This is a genomic window from Marinobacter sp. tcs-11, assembly GCF_002049515.1.
GTDB classification, from domain to species: Bacteria; Pseudomonadota; Gammaproteobacteria; order Pseudomonadales; family Oleiphilaceae; genus Marinobacter; species Marinobacter nauticus.
Map to the genome: position 1 here is coordinate 129,414 of NZ_LLYU01000001.1, position 16,136 is coordinate 145,549.

The following is a 16,136-nucleotide window of genomic DNA, read 5'->3' on the forward strand; positions in this document are numbered from 1 at the left end:
CACGCCATGACGCACCAGCAGCCTCAGCAGACCACAGGCCGGGTGTCCACCGGACTGCCCGGTCTGGATGAGGTGCTGGATGGCCTGCGAATCGGCGACAATGTTGTCTGGCGGGTCTCCGATCTGGACGATTACCGCCGATTCGTTATTCCCTTTCTGGATGCTGCCGCCAAAGCCGGCCGGCAGATCATCTATCTCCGCTTCGGCGAGCATCCGCCGATCATTGACCAGCACCCTGCGGTGCGCACCATCACCATTGATGCCCTCGGCGGCTTCGAGAGTTTTACCAGCCGGGTCTGGCACCTGATCGAACGGCATGGCCGCGGCGCCTTCTACGTTTGCGACAGCCTGAGTGAGCTACTCAACGCCTGGGCCACCGACGCCATGGTGGGCAACTTTTTCCGGGTCGTGTGTCCCTTCCTGTTCGAGCTGGATACCGTCGCCTGGTTCGCCCTGCACCCGGACCGACACTCCCGGATGACCCTGGACCGGATTCGCCAGACCACCCAGGTGATGATTGATGTACACCGCCACGGCGACGATGTGCAGATTCATCCCATCAAGGCCTGGCGCCGGCAGTCACCGACCATGTTCCTGCCCCATCGGGAACAGGCTGGCCAGTTCCGACCGATTACCGACAGCAGCGATGCCACCCGCTTGCAGGCCTCGCTGGAATCCGGGCACCTGCATCGCCAGCCACTGCTGGATTACTGGGACAGACTGTTCCAGGAAGTCAGCCGGGCCGTTTTTGAGCAGGACCAGGCCTGCATGCCTGATCTGCAGGAGCAGGTTCTGCAGGTGATGATCAGCCGCGACCCCAAGATTCTGGAACTGGCCCGGCGCTACCTGACTCTGGAGGATCTGCTCACCATTCGCAGCCGTCTGGTTGGCAGCGGTTATATTGGCGGCAAGGCCACAGGCATGCTGATTGCCCGGAACATTCTGCTGAAAGACGCGCCTGAACTCTGGCAGCCGAATCTGGAACCCCACGATTCCAGCTACCTGGGCACCGACGCCTACTACGCATTTCTGGTCCACAACGGCCTGTGGCCGGCAATCATGCGACAACGCTCACCAGAAGGTTATCTCAGTGAAGCACCCGCCCTGCGCAAGGCCATCCTGACCGGGCAATTCCCGGCGGAAGTCCGTTCGGAGCTGGAACGCCTGCTTGACCATTACGGCCAGTATCCCATCCTGGTGCGCTCATCCAGCCTGCAGGAGGATGGTTTCGGCAACGCCTTTGCCGGCAAATACGACAGTGTCTTCCTGATCAACCAGGGGGCACCGGAACAGCGACTGGCGGAACTGGAAGATGCCATCCGCCAGGTCTACGCCTCGTCCATGAGTGACGACGCTCTGGTGTACCGTAAACAACGAGGCCTGGATCAGCGCGAGGAACCCATGGCCCTGCTGATCCAGCGGGTAAATGGCCGTTTCCATGGCCGCTATTACCTGCCCGATGCCGCGGGCGTTGGCGTGTCCAGAAACACCTTTGCCTGGGACAGCACCATGGACCCGAAAGCGGGCATGGTCCGCCTGGTTATGGGGCTGGGCACCCGGGCCGTGGACCGAATTGAAGGCGACCACGCCTGCGTGATGGCGCTGGACCATCCCGCTCGGCAACCATTCCGCAATCCGGACGAACACTACCGGTTCTCCCAGCATCTGGTGGATCTGCTCGATCTGCAGGAAGGCCATCTGGAAACCCGGCCCCTGAGCCAGTTACTGGAAACCGTTAGCGACCTGCCCATGGCACACATGGGCGAGATCGACCGGGCCGCCAGTGCTCGGGCGGAACAGATTGGCCTGCCAGGGCCAGTGTGGCGGCTCACCTTCCGGCCGCTGGTTCAGGCCAGCTCGTTTATTCAGCGGCTGTCGTCCTTGCTATCAACCCTGGAGGCCGGCTATCAGCATCCCGTGGATGTCGAGTTCACCCTGCACCTGGATGAGCACGGCGAACCGGCCTTCAACCTGGTGCAGTGCCGGCCACTGGCCACCATTGGCGAAACCGGTCCGGTCACACTGCCGGAACACCTGCCAGCAGAGCAGGAGATTTTCCGCACCCAGGGCCATTTCATGGGCGGCAACATCAATCTGGCGATCGAGCGGGTTATCCGTGTGGATGCAGCTGTTTACGCCAATCTCAATACCAACGAGCGTTACGAGGTGGCCCGCCGTGTCGGCGAGGTGGTGCGGGCATCCAGCGACAGCACCCTGCTGATCGGCCCCGGCCGCTGGGGCACCAGCAGCCCGGAACTGGGCGTACCGGTCAGGTTTGGCGACATCGCCGGAGTCAGTGCTTTGGTGGAGGTATCCGAAAACGCCGGCGACATGGTGCCGGATCTGTCCTACGGCTCTCATTTCTTTCAGGACCTGGTGGAAACCGGTATCGCCTATGTGGCGCTGTTTCCCGAATCCGGCCAGTGCCACTACCAGCCTGACCTTCTGCCCGGTGAAATCCCCCAGCCTGAGAACGCCAGTGACATTGAACGCGCCATCAGGGTGTATGTCATGGATCAGTCGCCCCTTCAGCTGGCCGGCGATGTGGTTCGCCAAGAACTGGTGTGCTACCGGCCGGTTGACCCGAAGCAATAGCCAAGCGTTTTTCGCGCCGGAACCGGCCGCACGCTGCTAGAATGCCCCCATGGAATGGCTGACACACTCACAGACCGGTTTTCGGCAGGCCGCCCGTTACCTTCTGGGCATGCGCCTGGCCATCATTGTTACCTTGCTGGTGGCCGTTGCCGTTGCCGAAACCACCATCACCCTTGCTCATCGGGCCGAGGCGCTGCTGCTATGCCTGCTGTACGGTGTACTGGCCACGTTCGGGTGGTTATGGTTCAGCCGGCGCCCGCCCGCCTCTGCGGTTTTTGTCAGCCTTACCCTGGCGGCCGATCTGGTGCTTATCGGGTTCTGGCTTTACCTCACCGGGGGCTACACCAACCCCCTGGTCTCGCTCCTGCTGCTGCCGATTGCGGTCGCCATCATCCTGGTGCCCGGGCGTCAGGGTATCGTCCTGACGGTATCCGGTATTCTGGTGTATACCGCCCTGGTGCTCTGGCACACGCCTGCCATTGAACACCAGCACCACGGCAGCGACCTGGCCCAGCTGCATCTGGTCGGCATGTGGGTAACCTTTGCCCTGACCGCCGCCATTCTGCTGCTGGTGGTGGGAACCCTGGCCCGCCAGCTGAGAGCACAGCAGTCCCAGCTTGGGCAGTTCCGGGAAGACCGGCTTCGGGACGAGCAGATAATTTCCCTGGGCCTGTCGGCCGCTGCCGTCGCCCATCGGCTTGGAACACCTCTGAACACCATGACGCTGTTGCTGGATGAAATTCGTTCTGCCACCGCGGGGCGGGGCGACGAACATCTGGAAGAGGACCTGGGCATGATGCAGCAACAGCTGGCACTGTGCAGTGGCCATCTGCAACAGCTGACCCAGGCCGCCATCGAAGCCCGCAACGCAAAACTGGAAAACCTGGCGGTATCCACCTGGCTCAAGCGGCTTCGGGAGTCTGCAACATTGCTCTGGCCCGCCGGGCCGATACGCTGGGCAGACGAGTGTCCTGAGGCAACGGTCGCGGTAGATGCCACCCTCGATCAGGCGGTACTGAACCTGCTCGCCAACGCCCTGACCGCCAGTCCGCAATGGGTCGCGGTCAGTTGCCGCAGCTCAGACAATGCACGGGTGGAGATTATCGTCGAAGACCACGGCGATGGTCTGGAAAGTGCCTTTGCCGGTGCGCCGGGCGAAGACGTGGTGGATTCCCGCAATGGTCTGGGTGTGGGGCTGTTTCTGTCCAACGCCACCATACAGCGACTGGGTGGCCACCTTCGTGCCCGGGTAAGCGACCAGGGCACCACCATGGTGATCGACCTTCCGGTGACTGACGAGCCTTCTACGGGGGTTATCTGAACATGACAGACGGCGAACGCTGGTTGCTGATTGATGATGATGAAACCTTTCTTCAGGTGCTGGGCCGCTCCCTATCGCGGCAAGGCGTAGAGAGCGTCACGGCCAGTAACCGCGAGGATGCGCTACGGGCACTTGATGAGTACCGCTTTAACCGCTGCGTGCTGGACCTCAATCTGGCGGGTGAAAGCGGCCTGCAATTACTGCCAGAGCTGCTGCAACACGATGACAATCTGGAGGTACTGGTACTGACCGGCTACGGCAGTATCGCCACGGCGGTGGAGGCCATGCGCCGTGGCGCCGCAAACTATCTGTGCAAACCGGTCACCGTCAGCCAGCTGATACAGGGCTTTGAACCCCTTGAGGGCGGCCCCGCACTCCGCCAGGAACCGCCCTCGGTGGAGGAAATGGAGTGGGAACATATCCAGCGGGTGCTGAATGAACACGAGGGCAATATATCGGCAACGGCCAGGGCTCTGAACATGCACCGCCGAACTCTGCAACGAAAACTCCAGAAGCATTCCCGCTGGCGACAGTGAATCTCCCAGCTGTCCTGAAACGGTAAAAATCTCACTTCGAATTGACGATGGTCAACTTCCTGAAACCAAGGTCGAATGCCTTCCAATCCCGGATACGGTAGCATCCCACGCAACCTCCCTTTGCAATAAACGGATAACAGGTACATGGCAAATACGGAGGTTGCGGGTAGCCATCATTGCTATACTCGCAAACAGTTCTCACATGGAGAGGAGGAAGCCGAAAGCCACCGATAACCGGAACACCTGATCTATGCCCAACACCCCGGATACCCCTCAGCCTGCCACGGATATCGACCCGAAACGACTGGCGCTGGTGGCCACCGCCACCCGCAACATGGCACTGATTCTGGACGCCAGTGGCTGCATCGAGTGGGTCAATCAGGCGTTTGAGAAGCACACTGGCTACTCGCTGGATTCGGTGCGCGGGAAACTGCCCAGCCAGGTTCTGGCCGGCCCGGACACGGATCCGGAGACGGTCAGCCGGATACACCGCCACCTGTTCCGGGGCGAGGCGTTTGAAGAAGACATCCTGCACTACACCGCCAACGGCGAACCTTACTGGGTACACACCTACTGCACACCCGTCGATGGAGAGGACGGCATTGAACCCGGCTTTGTGGTAATCCAGACCAACATCTCCGACCGGAAAAACAGCGAACGCGGCCTGCGCATCGCTGCCAGCGTCTTTGATCGCAGCCACGAGGCGATTGTCATCACCGATCACCTCAACCACATTATCGATGTAAACCCAGCGTTTTCCCGGATTACCGGCTACAGCCGTCAGGAAGTACTCGGCCTCAACCCTTCCATTCTGAGCTCTGGCCGCCATTCCCGGGAATACTACCGTTCCATGTGGCAGTCCATCGAAAAAACCGATCACTGGCGCGGAGAGGTGTGGAATCGCCGCAAAAACGGTGAGGAATATGTGGAACTGCTATCGATCAGCCGGGTGCACCTGGAAGAACCCGGCAAACATTATTATGTGGCGGCGTTCTCCGATATCACCGCCCTGAAGAATCACGCCAAAGAGCTCGACCGGGCCGCGAATTACGACGACCTCACCGGCCTGCCCAACCGCCAGCTTCTGGAAGAGCGGTTGCGATCCGCCAGGGCGCACGCGGACCGGCAGAAACGCTCACTCGCCATCTGCTATCTTGACCTGGACGGATTCAAGGGTATCAACGATGAACTCGGCCACGATTTCGGCGACGAGGCGCTCCGCATGGTGGCGGAACGGCTCACCCGAAGTCTCCGCAGCGGAGATACCGTCGCCCGAATCGGCGGCGATGAATTTGTTCTGCTGATTCAGAGCGATCATTCGGAGCCGCTGTATCAGCGTATCCTGAGCTCGGTCAGTGAGCCTTTCGACATGGCGGGTAAAGCGGTAAATCTGACCGCCAGCCTCGGCGTCACCCTGTACCCGGAGGATGATACCGACGCCGAAGGCCTGATCCGCCATGCCGACCAGGCCATGTATGCTGCCAAAGAGAAAGGCCGCAACCAGTTTTATATTTTCGATCCAGGCCAATATGCCTTCCGCAAGGAACGTCGGAACCTGCTGATGGAGATTTCCCGCGCCCTGGAGAACGAGGAATTAGCACTCTACTTCCAGCCACAACTGCGCATGGCCGACTGTCAGGTGATTGCCTTTGAGGCCCTGATTCGCTGGAACCACCCCGAAAAAGGACTGATTACCCCCGATGCCTTTCTGCCGGCGGCGGCCAACAGTCACCTGGAGATCCCCCTGGGCCAATGGGTGCTGAAAGAAGCGATTCACCAGATGAACCGATGGCGGGAAGCCGGCGAAGCTCTGGCAGTCAGCATCAATATCAGCGCGCCCCACCTGATGGACCGGAAGTTTGCGGACTACCTGGAAGGCTATCTGCAAAGCCATCCGGAAGTGAGCCCCGGGCAAATCACTCTGGAAGTGCTAGAATCCACGGCGCTGGAAGACACCAAACGCGCCAGCAATGTGCTGGCGCGCTGCCAGTCTCTGGGTCTGCAGGTGGCGCTGGACGACTTTGGCACCGGCTTTTCCTCGTTGACCTACCTGCGCACCCTGCCCGTGGACGTCATCAAGATTGACAAGAGTTTCGTCCGCAACATGCTTACCGACGCCAATGACCGTGCCATCGTCGAAAGCGTCATTTTCCTCGCACAGCGTTTTGACCACCCCGTAGTGGCCGAAGGGGTGGAAACGCTGGAGCACGCCACCGCACTGCGGGACATGGGCTGCAACCTGGTTCAGGGCTATGGCATCGCCCGGCCTATGCCGTCAGACGAAGTACTGGACTGGCTGGACAACTGGCGTCAGAGAAGCCACTCCAACAGGGACATTCGTGAACTGCAGACCGTTTCGGAGCAAGGTGAGGGCATCTGAACAGCAGGGTTACCGGTAGCGGCTCTGATCCAGCGTACTGAGCCGGTCCGGATGGAATACCATCAGGCCAGTGACAAAGGTGCCGTTGATGAAACCCTCCGGAATCATGAACAGCGGCAGATACCTCAGATACTCATGCACCAGTTCATCAAAACTGTAGGTGCCGCTGCTCCACAGCATCAGACACATGACAATGCCTGCCGCAGCCACCGACAGGCCGGCTCCGAAAAACCCGCAGAAGAAGATGTAGGCGAAGAAGTTACGGAAATTGCGCCGTCGTTCCCACAACATGATGCCGTGGCTGACCAAGGCCGGCACCATCACCGTAATCAGGCCGTTGGCGGCAAACATCAGTAGCGGCTCACGCCCGGTGATGACGGTGATCACCAGGGCCAGCAGGCCCGCCAGCACCGCCAAAGCCCAACCCAGCATCAGGGTAATCACCGTAATGCCAAAGATGTGAATCGCCAGCCCTGGCGAAATACCCGCCCTCAGCTGCCAGACAAAGCCCAGAATAACCGCCGCACCGAAAAACGAATGCTGTAGGGCATTGTCCTTGCGCAAGGCGGGCCAGTCGACAGAACGCACCGCCTTCAGCAGGATAACCGCAAACAACACAGCGGTGATCAGCCACTGACTGGTGGAGAGCAGGTTGTCGGTCATTCCCATGGCGTTTTACCGGTGCGGGTGCGATTGGAATCAGAGGCAGTGTCTACACATACCCCATACACCGTCAATGGGATCACACCGTACAGGTCAAGCCGCCACCGCCGCCCGACCCGTGAGTGCCTGCCAGGCTTCATAGGTACTCAGGAAGATACGCCCACCCAGGTGTTCCAGAAGTTCCGTGCCCTTGAGCCGGTCCATGACCGGGCCCTTGATTTCCGAGAAGTGCAGGCGCACCCCGGCATCGCGCAGCCGTTCGTTGATGGCTTCCAGGCTTTCCAGGGCTGAGGCATCAATCAGGTTCACCGCCGGGCACACCAGCACCAGATCAGTCAGCTCCGGCTCCCGGGTAACCAGATCCATCACGGTTTCCTCAAGGAAACGGGCGTTGGCGAAATACAGGCTTTCGTCCACCCTCAGGAACGTAACCTTGGGGCAAAGTTCCACCTCATGGCGCAGCACGTTGCGGAAATGCTCGGTGCCCGGCACCCGGCCCACTACCGCGCTGTGGGGGCGACTGGTTCGGTACAGGAACAGGCCGATCGATAACGCCACCCCGGCAATGATACCGGCCTCGACACTGTGAGCGAGCGTGAGCAGTATGGTCGCCAGCATGGCCCCGAAATCGGTACGGGAATAGCGGAACGTGCGCCCCAGGGCAGGCAGATCAATCAGGGTGATCACCGCCACAATAATGGTCGCCGCCAGCGTCGCCTGGGGCAACCAGGCTATGGCCGGAGTGAGGAACAGAGTGGCCAGGGCGATGCCCACCGCCGTGTAAGCGCCAGCCGCCGGTGTTTCTGCGCCGGCATCAAAGTTCACCACCGAACGGGAAAAGCCACCGGTAACCGGCATACCGCCCGACAGGCCGGACCCCAGGTTGGCGGTACCCAGACCAATCAGCTCCTGGTCCGGGTCAATGCGCTGGCGCCGTTTGGCCGCCAGGGTCTGACCCACCGAAACCGATTCCACGAAACCCACCACACTGATCAGCAAGGCGCTGACCGCCAGTTGGGACCACAGGCCAAGATCCAGACTGGGCATGGTGAAGGAAGGCAATCCTGACGGTACCTCACCGACCAGTCGCACCCCCTGCTCATCCAGCCGCAATGCCCAGGCAACCAGAGCGGTGACGAGCACCGCCAGAATGGGCGCGGTCTTGGTCAGGATATCAGCCGCCCGGGGCGCCAGGCCGAGTCGATGCAGTACCGGTTTCAGGTACCGGCGCGACCACAACAGGAACATCAAGGCCCCGCCCCCGATCAACAGCGTGGGCACGTTGGTATTGCCCAGGGAAACCAGTAACGAGTGACCAATATCCAGCAAGTTGTGGCCATTGGCCTGGATACCGAACAGGTGCTTGAGCTGGCTGGCGGCAATGACAATGCCCGAGGCGGTAATAAACCCGGATATCACCGGATGGCTCAGGAAGTTAGCCAGGAATCCCAGCCGCAGAACCCCCATCAGGGTCAGCATCAGGCCAGACATCACCGCCAGCAAGATAGCTCCAGCCAGATACTCAGCAGTGCCCGCCTCGGCCAGTGGCGCCAGAGCCGCCGCCGTCATCAGCGAGGCCACCGCCACCGGGCCAACAGAGAGGGTGCGACTGGTTCCGAACACCGCATAGATCACCAGTGGCAGGATGCTGGCGTACAACCCGACCTGCGCCGGGAGGCCTGCCAGCAGAGCGTACGCCAGGGACTGCGGAATCAGCATAACGGTGACAATGACGGCAGCCACCAGATCACTGGTGGCCTGGTCGCGACCGTAAGATGGCGCCCATTGCAGAATGGGCAGATAGCGTTTCAGATTCATGCGCGGCTCAGAACAGGTTGACCGGTACCTTCAGGTACACCTGGCCGTTGTCTTCTGCAGACGGCATATGGCCCGCCCGCATATTCACCTGCACCGACGGCAGGATCAGCCTCGGCATATCCAGCGTTGCATCCCGCTCGGTGCGCATCTTCACAAACTCCTCTTCCGACACACCATCGTGCACGTGCACATTAGCCTGGCGCTGCTCGGCCACGGTGGTCATGTGCTGGTATTCATCACGGTCGGGTGCCTTGTAATCATGACACAGGAAAATGCGAGTCTCCGGCGGCAACGCCAGAACTTTCTGGATGGACTGATACAGAACCCGGGCATCACCGCCCGGGAAATCACAGCGGGCCGTGCCGTAATCCGGCATAAACAGGGTATCGCCCACAAATGCGGCGTCGCCAATCACATAGGTGAGGCAGGCCGGTGTATGGCCGGGCGTATGTAGCACACGGCCTTCGAGGCTGCCGATCGCAAAGGTGTCGCCTTCCTCAAAGAGCCGGTCAAACTGACTGCCATCGCGGGCAAACTCGGTACCGGCGTTAAAGGCCTTGCCGAAAATTTCCTGTACCTGAATGATTTTTGCCCCGATACCGGTTTTGCCTCCAAGCTTTTCATGCAGGTAGGGAGCTGCTGACAGGTGATCCGCATGTACGTGAGTTTCCAGAATCCATTCCACGATCAGATCGTTCGCCTGAATGTACTGAATGATCTCGTCGGCCGAGCGCACATCGGTGCGGCCAGCGGCATAATCGAAATCCAGAACCGAATCCAGAATCGCACAGACCTGGCTGTCGGGATCGCGCACGACATAACTGAAGGTGTTAGTGGGTTCGTCAAAAAAATGCTGAACGATGGGCTGAGTCATGGTGTTCACCTTTGAAGTCGCCAGTTCTTTAATTTGATCTAAGGATATACTGAAACGATATATAAGGTGAAATGCTGTTTTCTTATATGCGCGATAATCCCGATGCATCAACCAGGCAATCCCGGCCCCCATCTTTGGCCTGGTACAGCCTATCATCTGCCCTGGCAATCATTGCCTCCGGGGTGGCCGGCTCGTCTGTCAGCTCCGACACGCACACCGCCCCGGCACTGACCGTAACGGTTAATGTCTTGCCGTCGACCAACCATTCCTCCTCCCTTACTGCTTCCATGATTCGCATCACCAGGGTTTGCACATCCCTCTCGGTTACCCCGGTAAAAACCACCAGAAATTCCTCACCCCCGAAGCGGGACACCACATCGGTGGTTCTGGTATGGGCGAGCAGGAGGTCGGTAAATCGCATCAGTACCTGATCACCTGCCAGGTGGCCCAGGTTGTCGTTTATCCGTTTGAAGTGATCAATATCGAACATGGCCAGGCAGAAACGGTCGCCATGGCGATTGCTGGCAGCAAGGATCTCGTCCAGCCGGGGCATCAGGTAACGACGGTTATGCAGTCCAGTCAGGGGATCACGAATCGACTGGTTAAGCAGGTCCTCTTCCAGCCGGTTGCGTTCCAACGCACCGGACAACAGACCAGAGACAATAATCAACAGATCCGCCATATCCCGCCGCCAACTCCGCCGGGATAACGAATCCACACCAAAGAAGCCCATCACCTGGCCGCGGATCCGGACAGGGACGCAGAACATGGAACTGACTCCCTGCTGCTCCAGCAATGCCCGCTCATTTTCGGCCTCAGGCGGCAAATCCGCAGTGTCCTCAATGAACACCACCTGGCTCTGGCTCTCCATCAGGCGAATCTGTTGCTGCCACCAGCGGAAATCGTCAATCGGCACCGCCTGCTGATCCGCCATCAACGATGGCACACCCGGAGCACACCATTCGTGGGTATTGGTCATGGTGGCAAGGTCCGGCGAAAAGGCATAGACGTAGGCGCGATCAACGCTGAAGAAGGCGCCGATGGATCTGAGCAACTCATCAATGCAGTCGTCAATGGAGCCAAATCCGAGATGAATGAACTCACTGGAAAGCCGGGCAATCAGCTTCTGGAAACCCGCCTGGAACGAGAATTCCGCTTCACTATCCCGAAGATGCTGCTCCAGCTCCTTGTAGTGCTGAATGTTGTGGAACTGGCCGTACCAGAGGGTGCTGCCGTCCGGTTGCCGCTCCGGCACGGAATGGGCCTCGTACCATTGGTACTCGCCATTCTTCATCCTCAGCCGGGCGCGGTAACACCAGGGTTGCAGCGTTCGCACCGAGTGCAGGATGCTCTCACCAACGCCGGCCGCATCGTCAGGATGAATGACCCGGAAAACCGAATCGGCATTTTCCCGGAGCTTTTGCGGCTCGACGCCGAACAGTTCTTTTACCTGGTCACTAACGTAGGGATAGCGGTGGGACTGGTGATCGGCACTGAGCCAATAGGTAAACAGCACGCCCGGCACGCCGGATGCCAGCTTCTGAAAAAACCGGGCCGACAGGCCCTCTGGCTGCTCATCGTCGGGCTGGCTTGCCATAAATGGCCGGTCTCCCTGCTATTGTCTACACTGGTTTTTTTAGTGTAGTCCAGCCCGACAGTCGCGGCGAATGCGCTTCAAAGGCTGTCCAGGCGGGCCTTTGCTTCCGCCCGACGGCCGGCATCCGCCACTTCCCGACCAGGTCTCGACGGGGCTGCCAACACTTTTTCAAGATAGACCCGTGCCCGTTGAGGCTCGTCCTGCTCCGCCAGAAAATCTCCAAAGAAGTAATTGGCATCAATACCTTCCGGGTTGATTGCCAGCGATTTCTGCAGGTACTTCCGGGCCATCTCATCATCCCCGAACCCCAACGGCCAGCCCGGCACCTGATAATACAGGCTACCCAGTGAGGTATAGGCTGAGCCATCCAGCGCCTCCGGAGCGATCTTCAGGGCCGCTTCCAGGGAGGCCCGGGCCTCTTTCACCAGTCCCAGCGCACCCAGGCCGCCTTTGGCGCCGGCGTAGGTACTGAGCACAATACCCTGCCAGATCAGCGGTTCGGCACGGCCCGGATAATCAGCGACAAAGGTCTCGGCCTCTTTGGCCAGTGCCTCAAATGCCTTTTCCTTATCATCTTCGGGCAACTGATACTGGATCTGCGCCCAGCGTTGCTGGATTTGTGCCAGTTCAGCCCGCATGTCCTGAGCCCACAGGGGCATGGCCATGACCCCCGCCAACACCATTACGATCCACTTCATGACACCACTCCTGAATCCAGAAAGCGCCGGATCACCGGCAGTTGTTTTAACATGGCTTTATCCACAAGCTTCGGCAGGATGCCGTTAATCACCACAAACAGTTTTTCCGGCCAGCCGAGAAAACGTCGGCGTTCATCTTTTTCCATCGCCTGAAGAATCTGGGCTGCGACAGCTTCCGGTGCGTCCATGGCATTGCCCAGGGCACGGTTCAGCTCGTTCACCGGCGCCGGGTTCATAGCCGTGGCCGTGGCTCTGGGCGCTACGTACACCACCTGCACCGGGGTGTCCGCCAGCTCCCGACGCAGGGCTTCGCTGAAGCCGCGCAGGCCGAACTTGCTGGCGCAATAGGCGGTGTATCCGGGAAACCCGATGCTGCCGAAGGTGGACCCCACCAACACCAGGGCGCCCACGCCGGCTTTACGGAAACGAGGCACAAAATGCCGGGCCACCAGCATAGCGGAACGCAGATTGACCATAAGCTGTGCATCCAGGTCGCTGACGGCCATGGCATCCAGCGCCGCAAACCGGTTCTGGCCGGCGCAATGAATTACACCATCAATATCGGGATACACCTCACTCAACTGTTGAAGCTGTCGATCCAGCTCCGGGCTGGCCAGCTCCAGGTGTACCGGCGAAACGCCGGCGCGCTTTTCCAGCCGCTCCGGATGTCGGGTCGCAACGATCACCCGGGCACCGCATTCCACCAGCGGCCCGATCAGGGCCTGGCCAATGCCACCGGTACCACCCAGCAGCAGGAAGGTACGGTCATGCAGCCTCATGACGTTGCTCCTTGCCATGGGCCCGCAGCGGAATACTGTGAAGCATATCGCCATACAGGCGATACACCATGCGCGCGGCCTCGATGATGGCCTGCTGGTCCTCCGGATCGGTGATGTCGTTCATCAGGTTGCGGAAGAACTCGAAGTGGTCCTGATCCAGGGCGCCGTGAGAGTACAGATAACTGAACGCCTGATTGGGCAGGCCCAGCTGTTTCTGGATGGCTTCACCCAGGGGCGTGGCCAGCTCAATGGAGGTGCCCTCCAGCACCTGAACCATGCCAAAAAAAGCCGCCGGGTTACCCCGCTGGATGCGGTCATACAGGTAGGCCACCATCAACTCGATGGAGGTATCGGGCTGGCCATGACGAATGGCTTCCTTGTCTTCGCCGCAGGCTTCAAGGTCGTTGAGAATCCACTCGTGGTGGCCGTATTCTTCCTCGATGTATTCCACCAGTGCCTTGCGCACGAATTCCAGCCGTTCGGGCAGCCGGCCACCACAGGCCATCATCAGTGGCACGGTGTGCTTCACGTGGTGATAGGCCTGGGTCAGGAACCAGGTGTAACCCTCAAGATCAAAGCGACCCTCGCGGATAGCCTGAATCACCGGGGCTCCGGTGACATGGGCCCGGGCCTGTTCAGTTTCGGATTGCAGTCGGTCAAAAAATGCCATGTTTGAGTCTCCTGGCGTTGTCTGTCGGATAGAAGTGCCCGCAGGCACTGAGAGATTCATGAATAAGGGAAAGGATTCGGCCATGAGCCTGGGCAGGTCCGCCTGAATCTGGTGCCGCACCGGGCGACCGTTGGCCGTGATGTGACCCTCGGCCTGGGTCAGCCGTTGCCGGCGCAGGTACACGGCCTGCAAGCGGGCATAATCCGGCAAACCGGCATTCAGCAACGTCAGGGCCGCACGTATATCGTCAGGGCTTCGGTTATCGGTGATCACCACCAAAGCACCGGGTTGTGGCTCACCATCGCCAAATACCACAGCCTGAGCAGCCCCCAATGCCTGGACCAGTTCACTTTCCAGCCATTCCGGGCTGATGTTCCGACCAAAGCTGGTAATCAACAGGTTCTTTGCCCGACCGTTGATAGCCAGAAAGCCCTCTGTGTCCTGGTCGCCCAGATCGCCGGTATCGAGCCAGTCATCGGCTTGCGGCTCATCACCGAGATATCCCAGATGGGTATTGCCCCGGACCAGAATCCGGTGCTCGTTATCCACCTTTACCTGAACATGCCCCAGGGGCCGGCCCACCGAGCCTTCTCGCTCGGCTCCGGGCACGTTCAGCGCCACCACCGAGCCACATTCGGACAAGCCGTAGCCCTCGTACAGAGGCAACCCAATCGACCGTCCCCGGGCCAACAGGTCCGGCGATACCCGGCCGCCGCCGACCGCCAGGAAGCGAAACGAATCCGTTGTCAGCAATCCCTGCTCGCCGGCATTGACCAGCGCCATCGCCAGCTCAGGCACCAGAATCACGGAATGGGGTTGATGCCGATTCAGGCCGGCCACCAGCTGGCCGAGATCGAGGCCACTGCTGCCGGTCATGCCCAGAGTCTGCAACGGGGCAACCGTCACCGTAGCGCCCATCAGCAGGGGCAGGTAAACCCCGGCAATGTTCTCCAGCAGGGTTGCCAGCGGCAGAATGCACAGGTGTTGCTCCAGCTCCACACCTTCCAGCCGCTGCTGCAGCGCACCGGCGGTCGCCGCCAGCTGCTGCGCCGACAGGCACACGCCCTTGGGGGTACCAGTACTGCCGGAGGTGAAGGTAATCTTGGCGGTGTGTTCCGGCATCCAGGAGGCAGCAGGGGACACCGGCAAATGTCTCAGCCAGACGCCATGACCGATCATCTCCGCCTGTTCTGCTTCGCCACTGAATACCAGGGCATCCAGCCCGGCCCGCTGAATCAGGTGCTCGGTCTGGCTTCTGGAAAAAAACACCGGCACCGGTACACACACCACGTCCGCCATCAGACAAGCCAGGTCCGCAACCACCCAGGCCGGGGTGTTGTCGCCACACAGGCCTATGCGTTTCACGCCCAGGCTCCGCAACTGCTCGGCCACCAACTGCGCCGCCCGCCATAGCTGCTGATAACTGAAACTGGCGTCTGGCCCCTGCAGTGCAATGCGCTCCGGATGTTGCCGGACCCGCTGAGACAGGAGATCAGGCAAGGCGGCCATAGGCACCTCCCAGGTCCGCCTGCGGTTTACCTCCGGCCGCGACTGCCGGCTGCACCAGCTTCAGCAAGCCGGCGGCGCGCAGGGCCGCCATGCCATCAGCGACCTTGATGGCCATCACCACCGGATGATGGTCGTAATAGCGACCCCAACCAGCGCCGCCATCCGGCAATTTTGAAGGGTCGGCATCCGCCAGCACCTGCGTGGCGATGCCGAGCCGATGGAAACTGTTGCGCAACTGGTCGGTACCGGTACACACCACCCAGTCATAGCCGGCAGCATCCAACCACACTGAGAGCGAGGCGAACAGATAGCGGCTGACCCCGGCTTCCACCCCGGCCAGGTGGGCAATTTCGGCAATACCGCTGCGCCTTGTTCCCGGTTCCGGCATCAGTGTTTGCACCGGCACCGACAGGTAATCCTCCAGAAAAAGCCGTTCCTGTTCCGCATTGCGCACGCCAACGGCGGCCAGCAGCGTTCCCTGAGCGGTTGTCAGGGCCAGAAGCCGTGGAATACGCAGGGAAGGCTCGGCCCCGTACGCGTGGAGGAAGCGGCGCCGAATGAAATCCGACACCGTGTGGGCCAATGGCGTATTGGACTGGATTTCGCAAAACCACCGGCCAGCACAACGGACGGCCGGAACCAACTCCCCGGAATCCGGAGGACAACAGGTCGACATTGTTAACGGATCAGTCATGG

12 protein-coding genes are annotated in these 16,136 nt (G+C 60.2%); 4 read left to right on the forward strand and 8 right to left on the reverse strand.

Annotation, left to right across the window (positions count from 1 at the left end):
* Positions 1 to 6: 6 nt before the first annotated feature.
* The 4 genes from ARC85_RS00565 to ARC85_RS00580 all read left to right on the forward strand — a co-directional run bounded on the left by ARC85_RS00565 (position 7) and on the right by ARC85_RS00580 (position 6,832).
* The gene (locus tag ARC85_RS00565) at positions 7 to 2,595 is read left to right on the forward strand and encodes a PEP/pyruvate-binding domain-containing protein (RefSeq protein WP_286714134.1); all 2,589 of its coding nucleotides are present in this window, start codon (positions 7 to 9) and stop codon (positions 2,593 to 2,595) included.
* 49 nt (positions 2,596 to 2,644) lie between these two features.
* The gene (locus tag ARC85_RS00570; RefSeq protein ID WP_199453600.1) at positions 2,645 to 3,916 is read left to right on the forward strand and encodes a sensor histidine kinase; all 1,272 of its coding nucleotides are present in this window, start codon (positions 2,645 to 2,647) and stop codon (positions 3,914 to 3,916) included.
* 2 nt (positions 3,917 to 3,918) lie between these two features.
* Positions 3,919 to 4,452: a response regulator transcription factor gene (locus tag ARC85_RS00575; protein ID WP_199453598.1), complete on the forward strand. Its 534-nt coding sequence runs from the start codon at positions 3,919 to 3,921 to the stop codon at positions 4,450 to 4,452.
* A 250-nt stretch (positions 4,453 to 4,702) separates the two neighbouring features.
* Entirely contained in the window at positions 4,703 to 6,832 is a 2,130-nt protein-coding gene (locus tag ARC85_RS00580) for a putative bifunctional diguanylate cyclase/phosphodiesterase (protein ID WP_286714135.1), read from the forward strand.
* A gap of 9 nt (positions 6,833 to 6,841) precedes the next feature.
* On the opposite strand, the gene ARC85_RS00585 is transcribed toward ARC85_RS00580, so the two are convergent.
* The 8 genes from ARC85_RS00585 to ARC85_RS00620 form a co-directional block, all read right to left on the reverse strand.
* Positions 6,842 to 7,501, reverse strand: a complete 660-nt coding sequence (locus ARC85_RS00585) for an energy-coupling factor ABC transporter permease (protein ID WP_011783851.1) — start codon at positions 7,499 to 7,501, stop codon at positions 6,842 to 6,844.
* Positions 7,502 to 7,588: 87 nt separating this feature from the next.
* Positions 7,589 to 9,313 (reverse strand): SulP family inorganic anion transporter, encoded by a 1,725-nt coding sequence (locus ARC85_RS00590; protein WP_286714136.1) that lies wholly within the window; start codon positions 9,311 to 9,313, stop codon positions 7,589 to 7,591.
* Positions 9,314 to 9,320: 7 nt separating this feature from the next.
* On the reverse strand, positions 9,321 to 10,187 hold the full coding sequence (locus ARC85_RS00595) for an MBL fold metallo-hydrolase (protein ID WP_141066794.1): 867 nt from the start codon (positions 10,185 to 10,187) through the stop codon (positions 9,321 to 9,323).
* 82 nt (positions 10,188 to 10,269) lie between these two features.
* Positions 10,270 to 11,784: a sensor domain-containing diguanylate cyclase gene (locus ARC85_RS00600; RefSeq protein ID WP_286714137.1), complete on the reverse strand. Its 1,515-nt coding sequence runs from the start codon at positions 11,782 to 11,784 to the stop codon at positions 10,270 to 10,272.
* A gap of 77 nt (positions 11,785 to 11,861) precedes the next feature.
* Entirely contained in the window at positions 11,862 to 12,482 is a 621-nt protein-coding gene (locus ARC85_RS00605) for a tetratricopeptide repeat protein (RefSeq protein WP_023007786.1), read from the reverse strand.
* Positions 12,479 to 13,261, reverse strand: coding sequence for an SDR family oxidoreductase (locus ARC85_RS00610; RefSeq protein ID WP_022993394.1), 783 nt, complete (start codon positions 13,259 to 13,261; stop codon positions 12,479 to 12,481). The genes ARC85_RS00605 and ARC85_RS00610 overlap by 4 nt, the downstream gene beginning before the upstream one ends.
* Positions 13,248 to 15,440 carry an AMP-binding protein gene (locus ARC85_RS00615; RefSeq protein ID WP_286714138.1) on the reverse strand — a complete coding sequence of 731 codons (2,193 nt, stop codon included), beginning with the start codon at positions 15,438 to 15,440 and terminating at the stop codon, positions 13,248 to 13,250. Before ARC85_RS00615 ends, ARC85_RS00610 begins: the two co-directional genes overlap by 14 nt.
* A complete protein-coding gene (locus tag ARC85_RS00620; RefSeq protein ID WP_286714139.1) occupies positions 15,424 to 16,134 on the reverse strand; it encodes a thermostable hemolysin in 711 nt (236 codons plus the stop codon). The genes ARC85_RS00615 and ARC85_RS00620 overlap by 17 nt, the downstream gene beginning before the upstream one ends.
* Between the last annotated feature and the right edge of the window lie 2 nt (positions 16,135 to 16,136).

What these genes read in the sequence shown, in the direction of transcription:
- ARC85_RS00595 (WP_141066794.1), bottom strand. Translation starts at nt 10,187, where the DNA reads ATGACTCAGCCCATCGTTCAGCATTTTTTTGACGAACCCACTAACACC.
- ARC85_RS00600 (WP_286714137.1), bottom strand. Translation starts at nt 11,784, where the DNA reads ATGGCAAGCCAGCCCGACGATGAGCAGCCAGAGGGCCTGTCGGCCCGG.
- ARC85_RS00580 (WP_286714135.1), top strand. Translation starts at nt 4,703, where the DNA reads ATGCCCAACACCCCGGATACCCCTCAGCCTGCCACGGATATCGACCCG.
- ARC85_RS00620 (WP_286714139.1), bottom strand. Translation starts at nt 16,134, where the DNA reads ATGACTGATCCGTTAACAATGTCGACCTGTTGTCCTCCGGATTCCGGG.
- ARC85_RS00610 (WP_022993394.1), bottom strand. Translation starts at nt 13,261, where the DNA reads ATGAGGCTGCATGACCGTACCTTCCTGCTGCTGGGTGGTACCGGTGGC.
- ARC85_RS00570 (WP_199453600.1), top strand. Translation starts at nt 2,645, where the DNA reads ATGGAATGGCTGACACACTCACAGACCGGTTTTCGGCAGGCCGCCCGT.
- ARC85_RS00590 (WP_286714136.1), bottom strand. Translation starts at nt 9,313, where the DNA reads ATGAATCTGAAACGCTATCTGCCCATTCTGCAATGGGCGCCATCTTAC.
- ARC85_RS00615 (WP_286714138.1), bottom strand. Translation starts at nt 15,440, where the DNA reads ATGGCCGCCTTGCCTGATCTCCTGTCTCAGCGGGTCCGGCAACATCCG.
- ARC85_RS00565 (WP_286714134.1), top strand. Translation starts at nt 7, where the DNA reads ATGACGCACCAGCAGCCTCAGCAGACCACAGGCCGGGTGTCCACCGGA.
- ARC85_RS00575 (WP_199453598.1), top strand. Translation starts at nt 3,919, where the DNA reads ATGACAGACGGCGAACGCTGGTTGCTGATTGATGATGATGAAACCTTT.
- ARC85_RS00605 (WP_023007786.1), bottom strand. Translation starts at nt 12,482, where the DNA reads ATGAAGTGGATCGTAATGGTGTTGGCGGGGGTCATGGCCATGCCCCTG.
- ARC85_RS00585 (WP_011783851.1), bottom strand. Translation starts at nt 7,501, where the DNA reads ATGGGAATGACCGACAACCTGCTCTCCACCAGTCAGTGGCTGATCACC.